Source organism: Pseudomonas sp. 910_23 (assembly GCF_052850795.1).
This window is the reverse complement of the sequence record NZ_VXCZ01000014.1, coordinates 148,186-173,094: the sequence shown is the minus strand read 5'-3', so window position 1 is coordinate 173,094 and position 24,909 is coordinate 148,186. Positions and strand designations below refer to the sequence as shown.

The 24,909-nt window shown below is 60.2% G+C and carries 18 protein-coding genes; 6 read left to right on the top strand and 12 right to left on the bottom strand.

What is annotated here, in order from left to right; all coding sequences use genetic code 11:
* Positions 1 to 46: 46 nt before the first annotated feature.
* The 12 genes from FW800_RS18005 to yaaA form a co-directional block, all read right to left on the bottom strand.
* Positions 47 to 703, bottom strand: coding sequence for an alginate O-acetyltransferase AlgF (locus FW800_RS18005; protein ID WP_005785001.1), 657 nt, complete (start codon positions 701 to 703; stop codon positions 47 to 49).
* Between the two features lie 16 nt (positions 704 to 719).
* Positions 720 to 1,889: an alginate O-acetyltransferase gene (locus FW800_RS18000; protein ID WP_103733352.1), complete on the bottom strand. Its 1,170-nt coding sequence runs from the start codon at positions 1,887 to 1,889 to the stop codon at positions 720 to 722.
* An 11-nt stretch (positions 1,890 to 1,900) separates the two neighbouring features.
* A complete protein-coding gene (locus tag FW800_RS17995; RefSeq protein WP_032877692.1) occupies positions 1,901 to 3,433 on the bottom strand; it encodes an MBOAT family O-acyltransferase in 1,533 nt (510 codons plus the stop codon).
* Between the two features lie 228 nt (positions 3,434 to 3,661).
* The gene (locus tag FW800_RS17990; RefSeq protein WP_005785006.1) at positions 3,662 to 4,771 is read right to left on the bottom strand and encodes a mannuronate-specific alginate lyase; all 1,110 of its coding nucleotides are present in this window, start codon (positions 4,769 to 4,771) and stop codon (positions 3,662 to 3,664) included.
* An 8-nt stretch (positions 4,772 to 4,779) separates the two neighbouring features.
* Entirely contained in the window at positions 4,780 to 6,228 is a 1,449-nt protein-coding gene (locus FW800_RS17985) for an alginate O-acetyltransferase (protein ID WP_228309362.1), read from the bottom strand.
* 11 nt (positions 6,229 to 6,239) lie between these two features.
* Positions 6,240 to 7,808, bottom strand: a complete 1,569-nt coding sequence (gene algG / locus FW800_RS17980; protein WP_078820327.1) for a mannuronan 5-epimerase AlgG — start codon at positions 7,806 to 7,808, stop codon at positions 6,240 to 6,242.
* Entirely contained in the window at positions 7,808 to 9,295 is a 1,488-nt protein-coding gene (locus FW800_RS17975) for an alginate export family protein (RefSeq protein WP_446438149.1), read from the bottom strand. Before FW800_RS17975 ends, algG begins: the two co-directional genes overlap by 1 nt.
* Complete coding sequence (algK, locus tag FW800_RS17970) at positions 9,292 to 10,740, bottom strand: alginate biosynthesis TPR repeat lipoprotein AlgK (protein ID WP_248091233.1); 1,449 nt, start codon at positions 10,738 to 10,740, stop codon at positions 9,292 to 9,294. The genes FW800_RS17975 and algK overlap by 4 nt, the downstream gene beginning before the upstream one ends.
* Positions 10,741 to 10,823: 83 nt before the next feature.
* Positions 10,824 to 11,990 carry an alginate biosynthesis protein Alg44 gene (locus FW800_RS17965; RefSeq protein ID WP_338476515.1) on the bottom strand — a complete coding sequence of 389 codons (1,167 nt, stop codon included), beginning with the start codon at positions 11,988 to 11,990 and terminating at the stop codon, positions 10,824 to 10,826.
* 37 nt (positions 11,991 to 12,027) lie between these two features.
* A complete protein-coding gene (alg8, locus tag FW800_RS17960; protein ID WP_005785017.1) occupies positions 12,028 to 13,509 on the bottom strand; it encodes a mannuronan synthase in 1,482 nt (493 codons plus the stop codon).
* An 81-nt stretch (positions 13,510 to 13,590) separates the two neighbouring features.
* A complete protein-coding gene (locus FW800_RS17955; RefSeq protein WP_014717010.1) occupies positions 13,591 to 14,907 on the bottom strand; it encodes a nucleotide sugar dehydrogenase in 1,317 nt (438 codons plus the stop codon).
* 878 nt (positions 14,908 to 15,785) lie between these two features.
* Positions 15,786 to 16,565, bottom strand: a complete 780-nt coding sequence (gene yaaA / locus FW800_RS17950) for a peroxide stress protein YaaA (RefSeq protein WP_446438148.1) — start codon at positions 16,563 to 16,565, stop codon at positions 15,786 to 15,788.
* Positions 16,566 to 16,685: 120 nt separating this feature from the next.
* Between yaaA and FW800_RS17945 the strand changes: the two genes are divergently transcribed.
* The 6 genes from FW800_RS17945 to moaE all read left to right on the top strand — a co-directional run bounded on the left by FW800_RS17945 (position 16,686) and on the right by moaE (position 24,865).
* Positions 16,686 to 17,810, top strand: a complete 1,125-nt coding sequence (locus FW800_RS17945; protein WP_078820329.1) for a polysaccharide deacetylase family protein — start codon at positions 16,686 to 16,688, stop codon at positions 17,808 to 17,810.
* 340 nt (positions 17,811 to 18,150) lie between these two features.
* Positions 18,151 to 19,545 (top strand): PhoH family protein, encoded by a 1,395-nt coding sequence (locus tag FW800_RS17940; RefSeq protein WP_032877681.1) that lies wholly within the window; start codon positions 18,151 to 18,153, stop codon positions 19,543 to 19,545.
* A gap of 299 nt (positions 19,546 to 19,844) precedes the next feature.
* The gene (locus FW800_RS17935) at positions 19,845 to 23,573 is read left to right on the top strand and encodes an autotransporter domain-containing protein (protein ID WP_446438147.1); all 3,729 of its coding nucleotides are present in this window, start codon (positions 19,845 to 19,847) and stop codon (positions 23,571 to 23,573) included.
* Between the two features lie 124 nt (positions 23,574 to 23,697).
* The gene (gene moaC / locus FW800_RS17930) at positions 23,698 to 24,171 is read left to right on the top strand and encodes a cyclic pyranopterin monophosphate synthase MoaC (RefSeq protein WP_032877677.1); all 474 of its coding nucleotides are present in this window, start codon (positions 23,698 to 23,700) and stop codon (positions 24,169 to 24,171) included.
* Positions 24,168 to 24,410, top strand: a complete 243-nt coding sequence (gene moaD, locus FW800_RS17925; RefSeq protein WP_248091201.1) for a molybdopterin converting factor subunit 1 — start codon at positions 24,168 to 24,170, stop codon at positions 24,408 to 24,410. The genes moaC and moaD overlap by 4 nt, the downstream gene beginning before the upstream one ends.
* A gap of 2 nt (positions 24,411 to 24,412) precedes the next feature.
* The gene (gene moaE / locus FW800_RS17920; RefSeq protein WP_078820332.1) at positions 24,413 to 24,865 is read left to right on the top strand and encodes a molybdopterin synthase catalytic subunit MoaE; all 453 of its coding nucleotides are present in this window, start codon (positions 24,413 to 24,415) and stop codon (positions 24,863 to 24,865) included.
* Positions 24,866 to 24,909 lie beyond the last annotated feature (44 nt).

Sequence of the window (24,909 nt, the reverse complement as noted above, 5' to 3'; positions counted from 1 at the left end):
TTTTGTCTCGTATCCTGGCCGGCCGCAGCCGACCAGGAAAATTCATTCAGCGGGTCGACACCGGGCGTTTCACCCAGACTGGCGACAGGCTCGAGCCGGAACCGGTGACATACAGCACCGCTGCCTCACCACGCTCCAGCGCTACCGGCTTCACATCGCCGACCTTCTTGTCGCCGTCATACAACGCCAGACTCACCTTCACCGGGTTGATCTCGCGCTCACCACGGCCCTTGGCGGCCACCGACTTGACCACATCGGTCTTGCCGTCGGCAGTTTTCAGGCTCAGGGCCTTGTCGCTGAGGTTCTGCACGCGTACCAGGGATTTCTGCTTGTTCTTGAACGGCGGTTCTTCGATCAATTGCGGCTGGCCGCTGCCGCTGTTGACCAGGGTGTAGTAGTGGTCGGCGGCAAGTTTGACCGGCACGGTCTGGCTGCCGACCTTGGCGCTGTAGTCACCGCCCGGCATGAAGCTGAAGTCGCTGCTGGCCAACGGTGCAACGTCGCTGAGGTTGGTGGCGCCGACGGTGGCGCTGACTTCCTGGTTGCTGGCGTTGTAGATGCGCACGAAGCTGGAGCCCTTCGGAGCGGTTGGGCCGTAGAGGGCGGCGTCACCACCGGCAAAGGCGGACATTGATACGAAGCTCAGGCCGGCAGCGATAGCCAGGGTCTTGGCGAGACGACGAGGAGTAGTAGTGAAAGTCATGTGAGTTACCTCTCTTTCAGTTTTGCGCCCGGTCGGGCGTCTCGGATTTAGTGTTGATTGCCATGTTCTGTTGGCGCGAACCGGCTTGTTTAAGCTGCGCAACCCACGCTGGGTCGGCGTCACCGATTTCGTTATTCACGGGCAGATAGCGTTCGGGGAATTCCCAGATCAGCAGCTGGGGCGGGTTGTTCTTGAAGTCGTCACTTTTGAGGTAGCTGAGCATCGGCAGGATCGGGCCGTGGCCGTCTTCGGCGTAGCTGACCACGTCGCTGTGCAAGGCTTGCTTGAGCGCGCCCACGAAGTTCCAGTTGGGGTTGGCGCTGTAGCTGGTGCCCACCAGGGCCACCGGGGTTTCGCTGTCGCTGAACAGCGCGTCATCACCTTTTTCTTCGGCCAGGTGCGTGACGCGTTTTTCCAGCGGCTCTTTAGGCGGCATCAGGTTTTCGAACAGCGGGTCCAGGGGCAGGAACAGACGCAGGTCGCCTTTGTGTGGCTCGATCTTTTCGGCCTCGGTGACAAAACGCTGCGGCTCGCCACTCAGCGGGGTCTTGTCGGCAATCGCCTTGGCCAGTTGCTTGGCGGCGATTTCCGCACCGTCCGGAGTCCAGTGAGTGTCGGTACGCAGGAACACCTGCTTGCCACCCAGCTTGGCCTGTTGCAGCGGCCCAAGCAGGTCGGGAGCCGGGATGTTGTCGGCGGCGACCCGGGCGTGGAAGTCCTGGTACAAGTTGGCGTGGATGCTCGCCGGCTTCACCTCACCCAGGTGTTCCGGGTACAGGCGCACCTTGGCCGGCACAATCGCCATAACCAGTTGGATGCCTTGGGCCTTGAGTTTCTGGCGCACGCCTTCGACCAGCGCGTAATTGCCCTCAAGGTTCTGGTCTTCGTTGACGGCGGGATTGAACTCCTCGTCGCTGTACAGCCAGTGGTCGCGGCCCAGCACTACGCCAGGGCGACCTTCATTGAACAGTTTGTAGTCCAGCGCTGCCCACAGGTTGGTGCCCAGGCGCTTGATCGGGAACTCCTCGTCATAGTGAGTCTCGACGGCTTTGGTCCAGCGACCGTTAAGCACCGTGGCATCAGCGTTGGTGCTGAAGCCAAAGAAGCTGCGCAGTGACCACGCCCCCAGTGCCAGCAGCAGCACCAGGAACAGGCCGATATAGAGGACGCGTAATGAACGGGTCATGGTCGGCTCCCTCAGAATTGGAAGTAAAGGAACGGCGAGAAACTCTGCGCCGACAGTTTCAGAATCGACGCCACGAACAGCAGCAGCACCGCAGCGCGCATGGCGTAGCGTGGCCAGTCAGCGGTCCAGTAGGCCGGTTGCACAGCGGCGTCACGGCCCACGCTGAAACCGGGCTCGTGAATGCTGCCTGGGTTGTCGCCCGGTACCGCCTTGATCAGGCTCGGATCGGCCGGCTTGGTCTTGTCGGCTGGGCGGTTGGTGTAGAAATCGCGCAGGCCGAAGAACGCCAGGGTTGCGTAGGCCACGACCAACGTTGCCACTTGCAGGCCGGTAAGGTTGGCGCGGTTGAGTTCCGACAGCGACCATTCGCTGAAGCTGAACATCGCACCGTACATGCGGCCTGCGACGTGCAGGTTTTCGGCGCGGAAGATCACCCAGCCCATCACCACCAGCAGGAAGGTGAAGGCCCAGCGCAACACGTTGAAGCTGCGCGGCGCAGTATTGAGGCCGATGGCTTTTTCAATCGCCAGCCACATGCCGTGCCAGGCGCCCCACACGATGTAGGTGATGTTGGCGCCGTGCCACAGGCCACCGAGCAGCATGGTCAGGAACAGATTGCGGTAGGTGGTCAGCGTGCCTTTGCGGTTGCCGCCCAGGGTGATGTACAGGTAATCACGCAGCCAGGTAGAGAGGCTGATGTGCCAGCGCCGCCAGAACTCGGTGATCGACTGGCTGATGTATGGCTGCTTGAAGTTTTCCATGAAGCGGAAACCCATCATCAAGCCCAGGCCGATGGCCATGTCGCTGTAGCCGGAGAAATCGAAGTACAGCTGCGCGGTGTAGGCCAGCGCGCCGAGCCAGGCGTCACCGGTGGTGGGATTTTGCAGGGCGAAGCAATGGTCGGCCACCACCGCCAGGGTGTCGGCAATAAATACCTTCTTGATGAAACCCTGCATGAACCGCGTGCAACCCTCGGAGAACTTGTCGAGGGTGTGGGTGCGGTTGTTGAACTGGTCGGCCAGGTCGCGAAAACGCAGCACGGGGCCGGCGATCAGGTGCGGGAAGATTGCCACGAACGCCGCGAAGTCGATCAGGTTGCGGGTCGCCGGGGTATCGCCACGGTACACGTCGATGATGTAGCTGATGGACTCGAAGATGTAGAACGAGATACCAATCGGCAACAGCACGTGGGTGAGAATGAACGGCTCCAGGCCCGCTGACTTCATCATTACATTGATGCTGTCGACGCCGAAGTTGGCGTACTTGAAGTAGCCGAGGATGCACAGGTCGACGGCCACGCCGAGCAGCAGCCAGCGCTGCGCCGGCTTGGTGCGCACGCCGGCGGCACCGACCTTGAGGCCGATCCAGTAATTCCACAGCGTGACGGCGGCGAACAGCGCCAGGAAGTCCACTCGCCACCAGGCGTAGAACACGTAGCTGGCAATCAGCAGCAGCAGGTTGCGATAGCGTTGCCCGCTCAAGTAGTACAAGCCGAGAAAGATCGGCAAGAACAGAAACAGGAACACATTGGACGAGAAAACCATCCCGATCTCTCCATGTTTAACCAACAGTCAAGGGCCAGAGCCCCCCCAAACCCCCCCACGAAATTCGGGAGGGTTGTATTGCAATCTCACTGAAGGAACCGGGTTAACGGTGGGAGCTGGCTTGCCTGCGATGGCGGTGTATCAGTCGACATCAATGTTGAATGTCAGACCCCTATCGCAGGCAAGCCAGCTCCCACAGTTGGACCGAGTCCAACCGGGAGCTATGTATCAGCTGCCTTTGTTGCCTTTTTCGTGCGCCGGGTCGTACACCTTGGTCAGGTCGCCACCCAGGCGGAACGTCTTGAAGGGTTGCATCCCGTGCTTGCGCTCGATCACATCCGGCGCGCAGGTGTAGAGGGTGCAGAAGGGTTCAAGCCAGGCGAATTTCATGTCCTGCTTCAAGTCCTTCATGTCCTGCTCTTTACCGTTCTTCTGCTCGAAGATGTCCGGATCTTTCACCCCGGCCAGCACCTTGTCGCCCAGGCGTTTGAGCGCGCTGTTGTTTTCCTGGCGCAGGTCCACACCGTTGACCAGGGCAAAACTGGCGATCATCGACAGCGGCGGCAGGGCGTAGTTGTGGTACGACAAGGCGCGTTGCTGACGCTTCAATTCGTTCGGCAGGAAGCCTTGGTCATCGACCTGGTTCACACCGACCTTGTATTCCTTCACGGCCCAGTCAAACAGGTCGCGACGGTTGGTGGCGATGGAGGTCGCCATCACCGACCAGGCGGCCCAGTAAGAGTGGTTGTTGGTTTTTTCCAGGGGCAGGTTGTCCCAGTCGCTCACCACCTGATCGGCCAGTTTGTTGAACCAGGCTTCGATCTGTTGCGACTCCTGCTGATGGTTGGCCAGCGGGTGAGATTCGGAGAATTTCAGGCGTACATAGGCCGAGGCCATGCTGCCCAGTGCCCATTTGCGCATGGACTTGCCGGTGTGGTTGAAGTCCTTGGACATCAGTGCGTCGGCCTTGGCCCACGACACCAGCCAGTTCAGGGTGCATTCGAGCTGCTGCGGGCGACCGTCGCGCATGAACTGCATCACCCGTTTGCTGGTGTCTTTTTCCAGCTTGGTGATGTCGGCGGTGCTATCGCGGAAGGCTTTTTCCGACTGCACGTTCAGCGTGGAGCGCGCCTTGTCCGAACCTTCGTACTTGCTGCGAAACTGCAACGGCCCGGTGTAGGGCGTCGGCATGGTGTCGCAGTTTTCCTTGAAGTCGCCGGTCTTGAACGCTTCGATCGGTGCGAAATAGCCCTGGGGCGGGCGCAGCGGCGCGGCGGCGTTGGCTGCCCCGGCGAAGATCGCCAGGCCCAGTAACGATGGAATCAATAGCTTCTGCATAAGTAACCTCATTGCCCAGTTGAAGCGGTCTGTTGACCACCGCTTGGGAATACGTTGCGTGTGCAAATTTTCGCTTCGACTTTCTGCGCGGCAGCACCCTTTTCCGGGCCCTGCACTTCCACGGCCAGCAAGTTCTGCGAGGCCCAGTCTTCATCGGTGCGCAGTTCAAAGGCGAAACGCCCGTCTGTATCGGATGTCTCGGGTTTCTCGATCTTGATGTCCTCGTGGCGACCGTTCATGTACCAGAGGGTGGCTTGCAAGGTTTTTACCGATGGATCGGCGAAGCGGATATCGACCTGATGGTTGGCGTTGCGCAGGTCTTTGTTCGCGCTGTTGACCATCAGTTCGTTCTTGCCGGGTTTGAGGGTGGTGCTGGCGGACATCTGTGCAGGCTTGCCTTCGCAACCGTTGTCCAGCAGCGCCATCATCTGGCGGTAGATGGTTTCCTGGTCGAGACGGTACAGCGGCGAGAATTCCCAGATCAGGATCTTCGGTGGGGTCTTCTGGAACTCGTCGCTGCCCAGGTACTGCAACATCGAGCCTTCCAGGCCACCACCGGGGAAGGCGACGTTGAGGATGTCGGCCCCGATTTCTTCTTCGAGGAAACCGGCGAAGTTGTAGTTCTTGCCGCTGTGGCTGGTGCCCACCAGGGTGATCTGCGGGTTGCCCGAATCACTGAACAGGTCACCGTCACCGGCTTCGCCCTTGGGCTCGGTGGTGAACTGGTCCATGTACTGGATCGCATAGCTGGTGCCGCACAGTTGCCCGGCCATGTTGTGCAGGGTGCCGGTCTTGCCCATGCGGCCCGAGCGCTTGGTCTCGAATTCACGCTTGGGAATCTCGGCATATTCCGGCATCTGCTTGACCTTGGCGGCGACGATCTTCGCCGTGCGCTGGGCGCCGTAGGGGGTCCAGTGCTGGTCGCCGCGGAAGTAGAAGTCGTGAGCCGGCAGCTCGTCCGGCAACTGCTCGTTGGTCAGCGGCGACAGGTCCGGCACCACGTAGCCCATCTTGGCGAAACGGCCGAGCATGGTCTTGTAGTTGGTGAGGGCCTTGTCGAAATCGTACTTGGCCTTTTCCTCGGGGTTGAGCTTGTTGCGGTTCACCAGGCCACGGGTTGGCTGGTAGACCACCACCAGTTCCACGCCCTTGGCCTTGAACGCATCGTGCAATTGCTGCATGCGTTTGTAGCCGGCCGGTGTGGTGTCGAATTCGGTGCGCAGGTCTTCCTGGGTACGGAACAACCAATCGCCCTGGGCTTGTACCAGGGTGGTGAAGTTCTGCTGGTAGCGCGTGGTGTAGTTCTTCGCATCATGGGCGGCCGGGCACAGGCTGCAGCACGGCTCGGCAGTGAAGGTCGGTGCTTTCACTTCATCGGCGCGCACGCCCTGGCTGGCCGCCAGCAGGCCGAGGGTCAGACCCGAGAGGCTCAACAGTTTGATCATGTGTGGGTGCATAAGAGTCATCCTCAGTCCTGCATTTCGGTCTGGCGTTCGACAGGGTCGATCAGCACGGCTTTCTGCTGGCGCACCAGCAAGTCGAGAATTTCTTCCTGGCGCTCGCCAAGAATGCCGTTGAAGCTGATACCGCTGGATTTGGTCGGCGCCAGCATCGACACGCGATACAACTCGATACTCAACGGCGAATCGATGGACAGCGGCCCGCTGCCGTTACCCGCCAGTTCACCACCCACCACGATCAGCGAGACCTTGGCATCGAATGGGTCGAGGGCGATGTCGCGGTCGGTGTCGGTCAAGTCCTTGATGTGGCCGTACACGCCGGTCAGCCCGTTGGCCATCGAGGTATTTTCGTAGAGCTTGATGTTCACGCTGTTACGCACGCGGATACCGTGGCGACGGTTGCTGATCACCTTGTTGCCCCACAGCAGGTTGTCTCCGCTCTCATAGAGGGTGATGCCGTCGGTGTGGTTGCGGTAGATCTCGTTGTCGGCGATCAGGTTGTTGACGCTGTTACGGTCGATCACCAGGCCCGAGAGCTTGTTGTCGTAGCTGCGGTTATTGAAGATGAAGCTGTCGTTCACTTCCCGGGAAATGATGATGCCGTGCTTCTTCTTGGTGCCGTATACGGTGTTGTCGGCGATGATCAGGCCGTGGGAACGGTCATGGGGGTCAATGCCGTAGACGATGTTGTCTTTGTAGGTATTGCCCTTGATCACAAAGCCCGTGGTCTCGTAGCAGTAGAAGCCGTACCACATGTCCGAGAACTCGGAGTCGATGATCCAACCGGTCGGCTCAGGACGCTTGAGCACCTTGGCCATGTTCGGCGTGTACTGGGAAATACTCACCCCGTAGGACTTACTGTTGGCGTAGCCGAAGCTGGCCATCTTGGTCTTGGAGATATAGGTCTCAGTGCCGCCCCAGGCCAGCAGGAACGGGCGGAATTCCTTGGGCGACTTGAACAGGGCAGGGCCGTTGGTTTTTTCATCCCAGCCGGTGACCTTGGTGTCACGTACGAACAACTGGCCGTCGTTGATCAAAAACGAGCCGGCTTGCTGGGACAGGCGCAATTCCTGGGTGTTCTTGTCGATATCGAGGATGCCTTTGCGGCCCACCACAATCGGTAGCTTGGCCAGGAACACTCCTGGCGAAGTCTCGCTGAAGTACTGCTTTGGCACCTTGCCCAGCAGGTCCTTGAGGTTCATGTAGCCGTCGTCGACAAAGATTGCCTGAGGAATGCCATGCTGGCGCACCACCCACTCGGCCATCTTGTTATCGCCACCGATAAAGTCCTTGAGCGCGTCTTCCTGCATCATGCGGCGGATGCTGATCTTGCCCGCCTTGGTCTTGATGATCTTCTTTTCCATGGCCGCGGCGGTGTAGCCCGACAGATCGGGCAGCGCCGGCTTGGCCATTTCCAGCGGCGCGGTGGGCGGGCTGGAAATGGTGTAGGTCTTGGCCTGTTGCAGTTCCTTGGCGATGATCGGCGCCTTGGCCGCCGTATCGGCAAACGCTGTGGCGCTGGCCATCAGCATTGCCGCGACGAGTAGGCTTTGAGCATTCATGGCGCAGGCTCCCATCAGAATTTCCAGACCACGTCGACAAACGCGCGGTGCATGTAGGAGTCGACCTGGCTGCCATAGGCGTCGCCCGGCTTGAACACGCCGGCACGCAAGCGCACCAGGGCCGATGGCTCGTCGATCGACTGGCTCAGCGCGGCGGGCAGCAAGCCTTTCTTGAAGTACTTGGTGACCACCAGGTCCATCTCCTGGCCGAGGTCCTTCTTGCCATCTTCCAGCGGCAGGGAGGTGCTGGAGAGGATCGCGCCGGTGACGTCGTCGGTGTTGTTCTGCACCGCATCGATACCGTTGCTGCCCACCGGCTTGTTGCCGTCCACGCGCCAGAACTTGTGGTACACCAGGCTGGCGTCGTAGTCCTCGCGCAGCTGCCAGGAACCGAACAGGCTCATGGACTGCATGTTGTTCATCTCGCCGCGAAACGCTTCACCGAAGCGGTGTAGGCGCGACTGGGTGCCGGTCCAGTTCGAACGGTTGCTTTGCAGGCCGTTCTGTTCGTATTCGGCGCTGGCACGGGAATAGGCCGCGCCGACTTGCCATTGCGGGTCCAGGCGCAGGCGCACACCGATGTCGGTGGCCCAGCCGCTGAGGTCATCGCTGCGCTTGGCGCTGGTGGGGCGCGTGCCGTCGGCGTTCAAGGCGTTGACCTTGTCGCGGTCCCCGCGCATGCCGGTGATGCTGGCCCAGTAGTTGACGGTGTTGGTGTTGCGCCAGTTGTAAGCATCGCTGTTGGCTTCGATACCGAGCCAGGTCAGGTCGCCGTTTTCGCGCTTGTCCAACGGGTCGCTGGCGACACCCGGTTCGGCGTAATCGAGCTTGCCGTCGTCGTGGGTGTGGTGGCCGCGCAGGCCGATCCACTGGCCCGGCGTCCACTGGTAGGCGGCGTCGGCGTAGAAGTGCTGGCGGTCTTTGTCGACCGGCGAGAGTTCCTTGAGGTCGGTGCGGTATTCGCTGAAGCGTTCGGCGGCGCCGACATTGGCCTTGAGCAAGGTGGTGTCGAAGGTCCAGTTCAGCGCTTCGATGTTGGTGTCGCGCCATTGGCCGTCGTCATTGCGCAGGCGCTGGCGACCGAACTTGAGGATCTCGCCGGGGTAGGGCGTGAAGCCGCTGTAGCCGACCCAGAACTCGCGCAGGGCCAGGTAGTTTTTCTTGGCCTTGCGGTCGTCGTTGCTCGATTGTTCGGTGGTGTCATCGGCCGACTGTTGCAGGGTGTCGGTCTCGATGATGTCGCTGGACACGACGGCCTGGCCCATGGCGTAGGCACTCCACGCGCCGCTTTCGCCGTAGATCCACGGGCGCAGGTCGAGGCCGATGCCGTTGACGTCGCCGCCTTTCTGGGTGCCCAGGTCGCGGTCGTCTTCGGACTGCGCGGTGGCTTTGACTTCCAGGCCGAAGTTCTTGGCTTCGGTCAGCGCGGCCAGGGTCGGGCACGACCACAGCAGGGCGAAGGACAGGCCGATACCGGCCTTGACGAATGGGTTGAGCTTCATAGGGATTCCTCGCCGTCTTCTTCTTGCAGGGCGTGCAGTTGCAGCGTGCTTTGGGCCAGGGTGCCGCGGGCGGCCAGTTCCTGTTGCACCAGGCGTTGGCCCTCGGCGCGTTGCTCAGGGGTCAACGGCGCTTCGAGCTGGGTGGCCAGGTCATTGGCCTCTGGCGTGTCCTGGGCCTTGGCCAACTGGCTGAAGACATAGGCGTTCAATGGGTCGGGCTTGGTGCCCTTGCCTTGGGAAAACAGTTGGGCGATGGCGAAGTCGGCGCTGTTCTGGCCGTTGCGCGCTGCGGTCAGCAAGTGGTCCAGGGCCTTTTGCGGGTAGACCTTGCCCAGGTAGCCACGGCGGTAGATCTGGCCGAGGTAGTAATCGGCGGCCACTTCACGGCCCACGGCTTTTTCGAAATGCGCCTCGGCGGCCTTGGCGTCGGCCGGCACCCATTTGCCTTCGTAGTAGAGCTTGCCCAGCAGCAATTCGGCGCGCGGCTGGTCGGCGGCGCGGCCGTTGTCCAGGTACTTCATCATCTGCTCGACATCGCCCAGTTCGGGGAAGTCGTAGAGCAGCTGCGCCAGGCTGACCCAGGACGCCGGGTAGCCGGGGGCGATTTTTTCAAGCAATGCCTGAGCGGTCTTTTCGTCCGGCGTGCCGAGGCTGGCATCACCGAGTACGCGGGCGACGCTGTCGACGCGCTGGGCGGTGACTGTGCCACGGCTGTAGCCGGCTTCCATTTGCTTGAGCAGTTCGGCCTGTTGTTCCGGCTGGGCTTTTTTCTGGTAGACCGTGGCCAGCTCGACATAGCAGATATCGGTGGTGTTCAACGCGGCCTTGCAGATGCGCTCGATATCATCCAGGTGCTGGTCGTAAGTGTCTTGGGTGCGATACAGCAGCACCTGGGCCAGGCCGGCTTCCGGGTAACCGGCCGCTTGCCATTTGCTGATCTGCTGCTGGGCATTCACGTTGGGGAAGCTGTGCGGGTATTGCAGGTACAGCATCGCCAGCGGGATCAGGGTGTTGCCTTCGCCATTGGCGAAGGCTTTTTTCAGCAGGCTTTCGGCTTCATGGTGCTCGGCCTCAGTGGCGCCAGGCTTGGCCGCCAGCAGGCGACCCAGGCGTGCCTGGGCACGCGGCGAGGTGTCTGCCGCTGCACGGTAAGTGGCTTCGGCCTGCTTGATTTGCGCCGGGTCGCGGGTACCGACCTGGATATCGGCCAGGCCCACCTGGGCCTCGCTGTAGCCCAGGTCTGCCAGTTGCTGGTAATTCTGCTGCGCGGTGACGGTGTCGCCGCGTTTCAGCGCTTCATTGGCCAGGCGTTGGTCGGGCAGGCCGGCGCAACCGGCCAGGCTCACGGCCAGTGCCAGCGCGCAGTACGCAGAGGCCAAGTGAAATCTGCTCTGTGTGGGAGCTGGCTTGCCTGCGATGGCATCGCTGCGGCGCAACTGATGCACCGAGTCGCCTGCATCGCGGGCAAGCCCGGCTCCCACAGAGGTCAGCGGTGTTGTTGGAATAGGGTTCACAGGCATGTCCTCGCTTACAGACCGTGAGCCATGGCTTTGTCGATCAGCCAGTTCAGCGATGGGCCACGGTCACTGGTGACTTCCACCGGGCGACCGGCATAGGTGCTGTCCAGCGGTGCGTCGGGCTTGATCTGCACACGGATGTCAGAGGACAGGTCGGCGCTGTTCAGGCTGGTGCTGCTGACGATGGTGCCGGTGCGAACCTGTTCTTCGTCGGCGACCTGGAAGCTCACCGGCGTACCTGGACGCACATCGCCAAACTGGCGGTAGGTGAAGCGGGCTTCGACGTTAGCCTGGCTGCCACGCGGCACCAGTTGGAAGATCACATCGCCCTTGCTGGCGTACTGGCCGTCGGCGACCAGTTGCTGGGCGACCACGCAATCGCATGGCGAGGTGAGGGTGCCGGTCATTTGCTTGCCGAACAGCTCTTCAACCTTGGCCGGTTGCAGTTGGTCTTCGTCCAGGTGGCCCTTGAGCACGTCGAGCATACTGGTGCTGAACGTCGCCAGTGGCGCGCCCTTGGCCGCTACCGAGTCACCTTTGAGCAGGCTCTGCACGGTGCCGTCACGCGGCATGGTCACGTTCATGCCCGGTACGCTCACAAGGCCGGCCTGGGCGTGGCTGACGAAGTACATGCCGTACAGCGATTTGAAGACAAAACCGAAGGCGGCCAGGCCAACCAGGAAAATCGCCAGGCTGAACGTCACCGCCCGCAGGCGACCGAACGCGGTCATGCCACTGCCGCTGTCCTTGACCTTGCGCGCCTTGGTGAAGTTGTCGCGTTGCAGCGTCGCCAGCACGTCGCCCATGGTCACGATGTCGCCGGACAAGTGCGAGGTGATCAGGTGGCGCAGGGTGGAAATATCCTGGGCATCGAGGTTCTGGAACTGGCAGCCGGTGCGGCCGGTCTGGCGGTCGTAGGAGCGGATTTGCAGCTCCACGTCCATGGCCAGACCGAGGTTATCGATCACGAACTGCAGGCGGCCCTTGTGCACCTGGCCGACGGTGAGCGGCTGGGTGGCGGTAAAGGCCAGGCCACCGGCGGACAGGTCGATCACGCGTGCTTCAGTTGGCGTGCGGTCGCTGTTGAAGAAGCGCAGCTTGGCCGGGATTTTGACCCGTGCGTGCTGGCGCTGGGCTTCGGATTCGTGGACAACGTTGGCGTTTACTTGGCTGTTCATAGTATTCGATTTCCTAGTTAATTCAGGCTTGGCAGGGTCAGACCATCATCAGCAACACGGCAACGAAGATGCTGCCGGCGGAGAAGGTCATGGTCCGAGACGACCAGGTGTTGAACCAACGTTGAAAGCTGGCCAAATCGCGGGTCAGTTTGGTGTCCTGGCGGGTCCAGGACTGTTGATCAAGGCGGAAGAACACGTAGATCTTCACCAACGCGCCCATGATCTGGTTGTAATAGAGAATCAGCGGGTAGGCCGGGCCGATCTTGTGGCCCGAGCACGACAGCAACAGGGTCAGGATCAGGCGGGTGATACCGATCCACAGCAGGTACGCGAGGATGAACGCGCCGCCATACTTGAACGTGGCGATCATCGCCACGGTCAGGCCGAGCAGGGAGGTCCACATCGACACGCGCTGGTCGAACAGCACCACGCTGGTGAACACGCCGAGGCGACGCACGCCCAGGCCGAGGGCACGGGAGTTCTGGCGCAGGTTGTTGCCGTACCAGCGGAACATCAGTTTGCGGCTGGCTTTGATAAAGCTCTTTTCCGGCGGGTGTTCCACGGTGTTGATCGCGGCGTCCGGTACGTAGAAGGTGTCGTAGCCCAGGCGCATCAGGCTGAACCAGCTGGACTTGTCATCGCCGGTGAGGAACTTGAAGCGCCCCAGGCGCCAGTGTTGCAGCGAGTCGCTTTCCACGTCGGCGATAAAGCCCGGGTCAGTCACTACGCTGGCGCGGAACACCGACATGCGCCCGGTCATGGTCAGCACGCGCTTGGACAGAGCCATGGAGCACATGTTGATGTGGCGCTGGGCGAAGCGCAGCTTGTGCCACTCGCTCATGATGTAGCCGCCGCGCACTTCGCAGAATTCGTTGGTGGTCAGGCCACCGACATTGCCGAACAGCTGGAACCAGGGGACGGTCTTGCGGACCACGCCTTCGGCGAGCACGGTGTCGCCATCGATCACAGCTACCACGGCACGGTCATCCGGCAGGTGGCGCGAGATGGCGCGAAAACCGAAGGCCAAACCGTCACGCTTGCCGGTACCGGCGATGCGCACGAAGTCGAGCTTGACGTGAGCCGGCGGGTTCATCTTTTCCCAGAGGCTTTTCACCAGCAGCTCATCGGACATTTCCACCAGCGAGCAGACCACGGTGGTCGGGAAGCCGCATTCGATGGCTTCGCGAATCACCGAGCTGTACACCTGGGCGGTGGTCAGCGCATCGATACGAAAACTGGTGACCATCAGGAACACGTGGGACGGGTCGGCGGCCTTGCCCAGCTTGCGCACTTTGCGGCGCAGGTGCGGGTACACCACGTAGAGAAACAGCATGCCGCGAAAGAAATGCGTCGCACCCATCGAGTAGCGCCAGATACCCACGGCGCCAATCAGGAAAATAAAATTCTTCGATTGCGAATCGAAGGTACTCGCCGGCAACAGCAGGGCGAGCCCCATCAACAGGCTGAGGAATAACAGCCAGCCGGCCGATTGCAGAAATACATGTTTTAACTTGGACATAAGCGTCATCCGGAAGGGGAGGAGGCTTCAGGCTGCAAGTGCTGGGGTAAGCCACTGGCAGCCTGAAACTTGCCGTTGCTGTTACCAGCAAATACCTTCAGTACGGCCACTCACGCTGGTGGCCTTGGACATGAAGCCCACCAGGTCGACCACTTGCTTGCCTTCCGGAGCGTTATGCGCCAGGGCACGGAACTTCTCGTCACGGTTACCGAGGATGATCACGTCGGAGTTGTTGATCACATCATCGAAATCCGAGTTGAGCAGGGACGACACGTGCGGGATCTTGCCTTCGATGTAGTCCTTGTTCGCGCCGTGCACACGGGCGTACTCGACGTTGCTGTCGTAGATGCTCAGGTCGTAGCCCTTGCCGATCAGCATTTCCGCCAGTTCTACCAATGGGCTTTCACGCAGGTCATCGGTACCGGCCTTGAAGCTCAGGCCCAGCAGGGCGACTTTGCGCTTGTCGTGGCTGGAAACGATGTCGAAGGCGTTCTGTACCTGGGACTCGTTGCTGCGCATCAGCGAGTTGAGCAGGGGTGCTTCCACGTCCAGGGAACCGGCGCGGTAGGTCAGGGCACGCACGTCTTTTGGCAGGCACGAACCGCCGAAAGCGAAGCCTGGGCGCATATAGTACTGGGACAGGTTGAGGGTCTTGTCCTGGCAGACCACTTCCATCACTTCACGACCATCGACGCCGACGGCCTTGGCGATGTTGCCGATCTCGTTGGCGAAGGTGACCTTGGTGGCGTGCCACACGTTGCAGGTGTACTTGATCATTTCGGCGACGGCGATGTCCTTGCGGATGATCGGCGCGTCGAGTTCTTCGTACAGCGATTGCAGGACATCGCCGGAAGCTTTATCGAACTCGCCGATGACGGTCATCGGTGGCAGGTCGTAGTCGGCAATGGCGGTGGACTCACGCAGGAATTCCGGGTTGACCGCAACGCCGAAGTCGACGCCGGCTTTCTTGCCGGAGCAGTCTTCGAGGATTGGAATCACTACGTTGGCGACAGTGCCCGGGAGGACGGTGCTGCGCACCACGATGGTGTGGCGGGTGGTCTTGTCACGCAGGACAAAACCGATCTCGCGGCATACCGACTCGATGTAGTTCAGTTCCAGGTCGCCGTTCTTCTTGCTGGGCGTGCCGACGCAAATCATCGACAGGTCGGTATCGCGAATCGCCTCGGCGAAGTTGGTAGTGCCACGCAGTCGGCCGGTCTGGATACCCTGGCTCAACAGCTCGCCCAGACCCGGCTCAACAATCGGCGATTTACCCGCATTGATCAGGTCGATCTTTTCCTTGGAGATGTCTACGCCGACCACTTCGTGGCCACGGGCAGACAGGCAACCGGCACACACGGCGCCAACGTAACCCAAACCAAATATGCTGATGCGCATCGCAATTACCTCTTTGTTTAATTCATGCCATTAAATGGCCGGAGTTCATGTTTGCAAGCGTCACTGATGCCGCGAAAGTTAGGCGAATAGACGCCGACTTACCGCGTGCAGGCATGTTGAATAACGAGTGACTAACTATTGCACTCAAGTTGTGCGCAACGAGGCCTTATTATTGGGGCTTGCCCTGAAATGCAGCCGTGCTTCCTTGGAGGAAGGCTCCGGCGCCGGTGCGGCAAGGTTTTGATGAAGGCAAAATGCCTTTTCTATCAATGCCTTGTGTGTGTGCACGGGCTCATTTAGGTCAGCGCTGCCTTGGCCTGCGGGGGATAGCAATGCGTACTTATCGCCACCCTTAACTCGATCAGTTGATGTTATGACCATAGAACCAAAGTGTTTTATGACAACTTGGCTACTTCCGTTGGTCGTTATGTAAGTCATCTCTTACGTAAGCAGAGAATTTCGTTACCGGTGGTATGAGCGGTGCATCAGGACGAAGTTCCTGGCCGCTCATCCCCTTTCCCGAAATTTTTTGAAATATTAGAAAAGATGGCACTGGTACTATATTGATAGCACTTGCTATTCAGGCCAGTAGTTATGGGGAGTTGGTGCGCGGGGATAGTTTTGTGCCACTACTGATTAAAAAAAGTGGTGCCACTACGAAAAAAACCGACAAGTGTCGAGTGAAAAAATCGTTAGGGTTGTGTCTGGATGTTTTTCTGGCGCCAAATAAATGACTATTCTTGAGGTGAAATGCAGGCAAAAAATGTGGGAGCTGGCTTGCCTGCGATAGCTGTCTATCAGAAACATATGAGCCGGCTGACCCTGCGCTATCGCAGGCAAGCCAGCTCCCACATTTGATTTTGGTGGCTGTACAGGCCTTATTCCGGTGCGTGATCGCGCAAAAACACCAGGTTATCCGGCTTGGACTGCTCCGCATTGAAGCGATAGCCCTGCACATCGAACTTCTTGAGCTTGGCCGGATCGTTGATGCGTTCTTCAATCACAAAGCGGCTCATCATGCCCCGGGCCTTTTTCGCGTAGAAGCTGATGATCTTGTACTGGCCGTTCTTCAGGTCCTTGAACTCGGTGTTGATGATCCGCGCGTTCAGGGCCGTGCGCTTGACCGCCGAGAAGTACTCATTGGACGCCAGGTTGAGCAGCACATCGTCGCCCTGTGCGGCCAGGGCCTCATTCAACCATTCGCTGATGCGGGTGCCCCAGAACGCGTAAAGGTCCTTGCCCCGGGCGTTGGCCAGCTTGGTGCCCATCTCCAGGCGATACGGCATCATCAGGTCCAGCGGGCGCAGCAGGCCGTACAGGCCTGAGAGCATACGCAGGTGGTCCTGGGCATAGCTGAAATCGGCATCGCTGAAGGTCTCGGCGTTCAGGCCGGTATACACGTCGCCCTTGAAAGCCAGCAGCGCCTGCTTGGCGTTGGCCGGAGTAAAGGCTGGTGTCCAACTGCCGAAGCGCGCGGCGTTGAGGCCACCGATCTTGTCGGAGACGTGCATCAACTCGCTGATTTGCGCCGGACTCAGTTCGCGCAGCTGTTCTATCAGCTCCTGGGAATGGTCCAGGTATTGCGGCTGGGTGAAGCGCGCAGTGACCGGCTTGGACTCGAAATCGAGGGTTTTGGCGGGGGAAATCACCATCAGCATGAAGTTGGCTCCTGGAATCGTGGGCGAGATTCTAGGGGGTGGGGCGTTTGGACTCCACCTATGATGGCGATAGATGCGATCCGCTATGATGGGCGGTAACTCTGGAAAGGAAGACCCCGTGTGCGATTAGCGCTTTTATTGTCGGCTTGCCTGCTGTGCGTCACCGCCCAAGCGGCGCCGGTGGATGTCGCCAGCCTAGACCGTAGCACCTGGCCGGAAAAACTCAGCAGCCCGGCGCTGTTCGATGTGGCTTCGCGGGCAGAAATCCTGATGTTTGCCCACGGCCTGCTTGCCAGCGAAGCCTTGGACGAAAGCGCGCTCAAGCAACGCCTGGGGCTGAAGATCATCAACCTGGCGGCCATCGACGACCTGCGTCGCCAGCTCTGGCAACGGCTGTTGGAGAACTACAGCTTCGCCCAGCAAAGCTGCGAGGAAGATGCTTCGTTCTGCTACCTGGTGGAAAACATGGACGACCTGCGCGAGCAGGCCGGCAAGTTCGAGGTCAGTGACAACTCGTTCTATATAGGCTGGGCCGCACCCAGCCGGCACTTTCATGAGCGCTATCTGGATGAGCTGCTGCGCAAGGCTGCGCTGTTCCCGCAGATCAGCAGCGAAGTGGCGCGTTTCGGCGACCATGAGCGCAATGGCGACGAGCTCAACGATCGCATGTTCCTGCTGACCTTCGACGGCGGCCCGGCGTTGGTGGGCGGTAATACCGACTGGCTCACCGACTACCTGCGCAAGCAGAAGATGAACGCCACGTTCTTCGCCCTCGGCAGCAGTTTGCAAAGCCGTGTGGAGCGCAGTTCTGTCGCGGATGTGCAGGCGCTGTACCAAGGGCAGTGCGTAGGTATCCAGGGTTGGCAATACCGTTCCCATAGCCATTGGGTCGACTGGCAAAGCTCCATCACCCGCAGTGCCGCGCTGGTACAGAACCTGATGCCGGAAAACTATGTGCCGCTGTTCCGACCGCCTTATGGGCAGCGTCGTGCGGACAGCCAGGGGTTCTTCCAGCAGCAGGGTTTGCAGGTGGCGTTGTGGGACATCGACTCCCAGGACGATCCGGGCAAACTCAAGGCCGAGGAATCGGCGCAGCGGGTGCTGACGCTGATGCTGCTGTGGCGCAAAGGCGTAATTGCGTTTCACGACACCCAGGACAAGGCGCGGGTGGCAATACCGATAGTGTTGCAGGCAACGGCGCAGAGTGGTTTGGGTTGGCAGGAGTGTCGCGAGGCATTTCGCTGAAAATCCCCGGCCCCGTTGGGGTTGAGGCATTTCTGGGGTGATTTTCTGCGACATTTCGCTGCAGGCGGACTTCCGACTTTAACGGGGTGGCTGGCACTCGGCTAGTGCTATTCGTCATCCTGAAAAATAAACTTCAAAAAAGCGTCAAAGTGCTTTTTCCTGTCATGGGTTTTGCGGTATTACGAAGTCAGACCGCCGAACCCTGCAACACAGGTGGCGTCTTCCAAGACTCCTCATGTGGGCACTGCACTTGACGTCACTCAGGTGTGGTCGGTGGTCGAATCGAGGCGCAGCACCGCCCAGGTATTGCGTCGACTGGCTCCCACAAAGGTGACCGAGTATGGATGATCATGGACGTACCCCTTCTTCCGACCAGCCAATCCTTTACGTGCTTGATACCAACGTATTGATCCACGATCCAAACGCACTGCTTAACTTCGAAGAACACCACGTCGCCATCCCGATGATCGTGCTTGAGGAGCTCGACAAACTCAAAAGCGGCCACCACAGCGTCGCCGCCGAATGCCGCCAGGCCATCCGTCTGATCGACAAGACCCTGGGCGAAGCCTCGCCCGAGGACGTTGAGGTCGGTGTGCCGATCCAGCGTGGCAAAAGCGGGCCCAAGGGCTTGCTGTCGATCCTGATGAGCAAGCGCAGCGAGCCCAACAGCCTGCTGCCGGAAAACCTGAACGACAACAAAATCATCAACCAATTGATCGACCTGCACGCTCGCGACAAGGACCTGCGCGTAGTGCTGGTGACCAAAGACATCAATATGCGCCTCAAGGCACGAGCGTGTGGGATCGCTGCCGAGGACTACAGCACCGACCAGCTAGTCGACGACGTGTCGATGCTGTCGCGGGGTTATCACATGATGACCGGTTCGTTCTGGGACCGTGTCAGCAAGGTCGAGACCCGTCAGGACCATGGCCGCACCTGGCACCAGGTACAGCTGATCGACAACCTGCCGGCCGTGCATATCAATGAATTCATCGTCGACGAACAGGGCTTCGTGGGCTGGATCAAAGAGATCCAGGTCGACAAGCTGCTGATTCTCGACCTGCATCAGGAACCCCTGTTGCACCAGGAAGCCTGGGGCCTGAAACCGCGTGATATCTACCAGAGCCTGGCGCTGTACGCGCTGCTCGACCCGGACATCCACCTGGTCAACCTGACCGGCGCCGCAGGCTCGGGCAAAACCATCCTCGCCCTGGCCGCTGCCATCGAACAGACCATGGTGACCAAGCGCTACCGCCGCATCATCGCCACGCGCAGCGTGCAGGGCCTGGACCAGGAAATCGGCTTTTTGCCCGGCACCGAAGCGGAAAAAATGGAGCCGTGGCTGGGGGCGATCACCGACAACCTCGAAGCCTTGCACATGGATGACGAAAACACCCATGGCAGCGTCGACTACATCCTCAGCAAAGTGCCGTTGCAGTTCAAATCCCTCAACTACATCCGAGGTCGCAGCTTCCAGCAGAGCCTGATCCTGATCGATGAATGCCAGAACCTTACCCCGCACCAGATGAAAACCATCATCACCCGTGCCGGCGCCGGTTCCAAAGTGGTGTGCCTGGGCAACCTGGCACAGATCGACACCCCTTACCTGTCCGCGACCAGCTCCGGGCTGACCTACCTGACGGAACGTTTCAAAGACTTCCCCAACGGCGTGCATATCGCGCTGCAAGGGGTGCCTCGTTCTATTCTGGCTGAATACGCCGAGTCCCACCTGTAACTAACAAGTGGCTAAATGCCACGAACCGCCCCGGATTTTTCACGAAATCCGGGGTTTTTGTTGTGGGCGACATTTGCCTGCGATAACGCGCCCTGGGTACTTGTGGTTTTTGTAATTATTTTGTTACATTTTTTCTCGCGGTAGAAACAATAAAAACACTCCACAACCCGTCGGAGCGCCACCTCCTTGATTCGACGAACCTTTTGAAGACCTATCTAGGGTTTTCACCGTGACCCTGCCTATTACAAAAGCCCGAAACACCGCTCATTGACGACGCACATATCCAAAGGGAAAGGAAAATGGACGTAGCAGGTAATGGCTTCACTTTGTCGCAACGCAAGCACGCCACTCGTTTCAAGCAGATACCCCTGACACCTATCGCGCTCGGCCTGGCTCTCTGGCTGGGCCAGGGCTCATTGGCCTGGGCGGACGACAATCCCTACACCTCCCAGGTACTGGAGTCGGCATTTCGCAAAGCCGTCGCCTCGTTCGGCCCCGGCACCGACGTGTACAAGAACCTGCGGTTTGCCTACGCGGATATCGTCGACCTGGCGGCCAAGGACTTCGCCGCCCAGTCAGGCAAGTTCGATTCGGCCCTCAAGCAGAACTACGAACTACAGCCTGAAAACCTCACCATTGGCGCCATGCTCGGCGATACCCGGCGCCCGCTGGACTACACCTCGCGCCTGGATTACTACCGCAGCCGGCTGTTCAGCAACAATGGTCGCTACACCACCAATATTCTCGATTTTTCCAAGGCGATCATCGTCAACCTGCCGGCTGCCAAGCCCTATACCTACGTAGAGCCGGGCGTGAGCAGCAACCTCAACGCGCAACTGAACGCCGGGCAATCCTGGGCTGGCGCAACCCGTGACTGGAGCGCTAACGCGCAAACCTGGAAAACCCCGGAAGCCCAGGTCAACTCTGGCCTGGACCGCACCAACGCGTATTACGCCTATGCCCTGGGCATCACCGGCAAGGGTGTGAATGTCGGCGTGCTCGACTCGGGCATCCTTACCAGGCACTTCGAGTTTCAGGGCAAGAATGCCCTGGGCCAGGACCGGGTACAGGCGGTGACATCCACTGGCGAGTACTACGCCACCCATCCGCGTTACCGTCTTGAAGTGCCCAGCGGCGAGTTCAAGCAGGGTGAGCATTTCAATATCTCCGGGGAATATGACCCGGCGTTCAACGATGGCCACGGGACGGAAATGTCCGGTGTGCTCGGCGCCAATCGCAACGGCACCGGTATGCACGGCATTGCCTTCGATGCGAATATCTTTGTCGCCAACACCGGCGGCAGCGACAACGATCGGTACCAAGGCTCCAACGACCTCGACTACAACGCGTTCATGGCCAGCTACAACGCCCTGGCGGCGAAGAACGTGTCGATCGTCAACCAGAGCTGGGGGCAAAGCTCGCGCGATGACGTGGAGAACCACTTTGGCAATGTCGGCGACAGCGCCGCGCAAAACCTGCGTGACATGACCGCCGCCTATCGCCCGTTCTGGGACAAGGCCCACGCCGGGCACAAAACCTGGATGGACGCCATGGCCGACGCGGCCCGCCAGAACACCTTTATCCAGATCATCTCGGCGGGCAACGACAGCCACGGTGCCAACCCGGACACCAACGCCAACCTGCCATTTTTCAAGCCGGATATCGAAGGCAAGTTCCTCGCGATCACCGGCTATGACGAGACCAGCGCCCAGGTCTACAACCGCTGCGGCACCTCGAAGTGGTGGTGTGTAATGGGCGTATCGGGCATCCCGTCTGCCGGGCCTGAGGGCGAAATCATTCCGAATGCCAATGGTACCTCCGCGGCGGCGCCGAGCGTTTCCGGAGCCTTGGCCTTGGTGATCCAGCGCTTTCCCTACATGACCGCCAGTCAGGCGCGGGATGTGTTGCTCACCACCTCCAGCCTGCAGGCACCGGACGGTGCGGACACGCCCGTGGGCGAGCTGACGGGAGGGCGCACCTACGACAACCTGCAACCGGTGCATGATGCCGCGCCGGGAACGCCGCAAGTGCCGGGTGTGGTCAGCGGATGGGGCCTGCCCAATCTGCAAAAAGCGATGCAAGGGCCGGGGCAGTTCCTTGGCGCCGTGGCGGTGGCCTTGCCTACCGGTACCCGCGATATCTGGGCCAACCCGATTTCCGATGAAGCCATTCGCGCCCGCCGTGTGGAAGACGCTGCCGAGCAGGCCACCTGGGCGGCGACCAAGCAGCAGAAGGGCTGGCTCAATGGCCTGCCCACCAGTGCCTCGGCCGATGAAGAGTTCGAATACGAGATCGGCCATGCACGGGAGCAGGCGACGCTCACCCGTGGCCAGGACTTGCTCACCGGCACTACTTACGTCGGTAGCCTGATCAAGTCCGGTGACGGCGAGTTGGTGTTGGAAGGCCAGAACACCTATTCAGGCAGCACCTGGGTGCGCGGTGGCAAATTGTCGGTGGACGGTGCGTTGACCTCTGCCGTGACGGTGGATGGCAGTGCCGTGGGCACGCGTAATGCGGACAACGGCGTAGTGACCACAGTGGGCGGCACCCTGGCCGGCACCGGCACGGTGGGCGCCTTGACCGTCAACAATGGCGGGCGCGTGGCGCCGGGGCATTCGATTGGCACGCTGCGTACCGGCGACGTGACCTTCAACCCTGGCTCGGTGTATGCCGTTGAAGTGGGGGCCAATGGCCGCAGCGACCAGATCCAGAGCAGCGGCGTGGCGACCCTCAATGGCGGTGTGGTGAACGTGTCCCTGGAGAACAGCCCCAACCTGCTGTCCGCCACTGAGGCGCGTAGCTTGCTGGGCCAGCAGTTCAACATCCTCAGCGCCAGCCAGGGTATCAATGGCCAGTTTGCGGCGTTCGCGCCCAACTACCTGTTCATCGGCATGCAACTCGCTTACCAACCGAACCAACTGACCCTGGCGATAGCGCGCAACCAGACCACCTTCGCCAGCGTCGCACAAACCCGCAACGAACGGGCTGTGGCGACGGCGGCCGAGAAGCTGGGCGCCGGCAGCCCGGTTTACGAAAGCCTGTTGGCTTCCGATTCCGCCGCACAGGCTCGGGATGCATTCAAGCAGTTGTCGGGGCAGCTGCATTCTGATGTTGCGGCGGCGCAAATGGCCGACAGTCGATACCTTCGCGAAGCGGTCAATGCTCGTCTGCAACAGGCCCAGGCACTGGATTCCAGCGCGCAGATCGATAGCCGTGACAACGGCGGCTGGGTGCAGCTGCTAGGTGGGCGCAATAACGTCAGCGGTGACAACAACGCCAGTGGCTACTCTTCGTCTACCAGTGGGGTGTTGCTGGGGCTGGATACCGAGGTCAGCGACGGCTGGCGTGTTGGGGCGGCGACCGGTTATACCCAGAGCCACCTCAATGGCCAGTCGGCTTCGGCGGACAGCGACAACTATCACCTGTCGGTGTATGGCGGTAAGCGCTTCGAGGCGATCGCCTTGCGCCTGGGCGGAGCCACCACCTGGCACCGTCTGGATACTTCGCGGCGGGTTGCTTACGCCAACCAGTCGGACTATGCCAAGGCCGATTACAATGCGCGCACCGACCAAGTGTTTGCCGAGATCGGCTACACCCAATGGAACCCATTCGAACCCTTCGCCAACCTCACGTACCTGAACTACCAGAGCGACTCGTTCAAGGAAAAAGGCGGTGCCGCTGCGTTGCACGCCGGCAAGCAAAGCCAGGACGCGACGCTTTCTACGGTGGGCCTGCGTGCGCATACGCAGTTGCCGCTCAGCTCCACCTCAGCAGTGACGTTGCGCGGTGAGCTGGGTTGGGAGCATCAGTTTGGTGATACCGATCGCGAAGCCTCGCTGAAGTTTGCCGGCAGCGACACTGCTTTTGCCGTTAATAGCGTGCCCGTCGCCCGGGACGGCGCGGTGATCAAGGCCAGTGCGGAAATGGCCTTGACCAAAGACACCCTGGTGTCGCTGAACTACAGCGGCTTGCTGTCCAATCGCGGTAACAACAACGGGATCAACGCCGGGTTTACCTTCCGTTTCTAACCCGGCAGCGGTGTCCTGTGGCGAGGGAGCTTGCTCCCGCGCCACAGTCATCTATGGAATAAACAGCCCTGCGCAAATTTGACCCACAGGTTTACAATCGCTGCTCCTGATCAGGAGTATTGCTGTGCTGACTCATCTCGATTCCCAAGGTCGTGCCCATATGGTCGACGTCACCGACAAAGCCGTGACGTTCCGTGAGGCCGTGGCCGAAGCGCGGGTGCGCATGTTGCCCGAAACCCTGACAATGATTGTCGACGGCGCCCACCCCAAGGGCGACGTATTTGCCGTGGCCCGCATTGCCGGGATCCAGGCGGCGAAAAAAACCAGTGACTTGATCCCCCTGTGCCACCCGCTGATGCTCACCGGGGTCAAGGTCGAACTGCGCGCCGATGGCGTGGATGCCGTGCATATCCTGGCGCGCTGCAAACTTTCAGGCCAGACCGGCGTGGAGATGGAGGCATTGACTGCCGCCAGCGTCGCGGCACTGACGATCTACGACATGTGCAAGGCCGTGGACCGTGGCATGACCATCGAAAGCATTCGCCTGCTGGAAAAGCTTGGCGGTAAAAGCGGGCATTTCAAGGCGGACCCGGTATGAGCATCAACGTATTGTTTTTTGCCCGTTACGCCGAAGCGGTAGGCTTTGACTCTCTGGAGATGGAGGGCGATTTCGCCACCGTCGATGCTGTGCGCCTGGCGCTGGCCGCTGACCCGGAGTTTGCAGTGCTCAACGAGAGCAGCCTGATGTGCGCACGCAATGAAGAACTGTGCGGCCTTGATGAACCGGTGCAAACGGGTGACGAAGTCGCGTTTTTCCCACCCGTAACCGGAGGCTGAGCATGGCCATTCGTGTGCAGGTCGAAGCCTTTGATCCTGGCGCCGAAGTCAACGCCATGCACGCGGCCAATGTGGGCGTAGGCGCGGTGGTGAGTTTTGTCGGTTATGTGCGTGACTTCAATGACGGGCGCGAGGTGTCGGGGATGTTTCTTGAACACTACCCCGGCATGACCGAAAAAGCACTGACCAAGATCGTCTTGGAAGCCGAGCAGCGTTGGCCGTTGCTCAAGTTGGAGGTGCTGCATCGCATCGGCACGCTGGAGCCGGGAGAGCCGATTGTGTTTGTCGCTGCGGCCAGTGCGCATCGGCAGGCGGCCTTTGATGCGTGTGCGTTTGTGATGGATTACCTGAAGACGCGGGCGCCGTTTTGGAAGAAGGAAAATACCCCGGACGGCCCGCGTTGGGTGGAAGGGCGGCACAGTGATCATGCGGCGGCGGATCGCTGGAAGCCATAGCTTATACAGGGCTGCTAACCGATAGCGATATTAAAAATGGATCT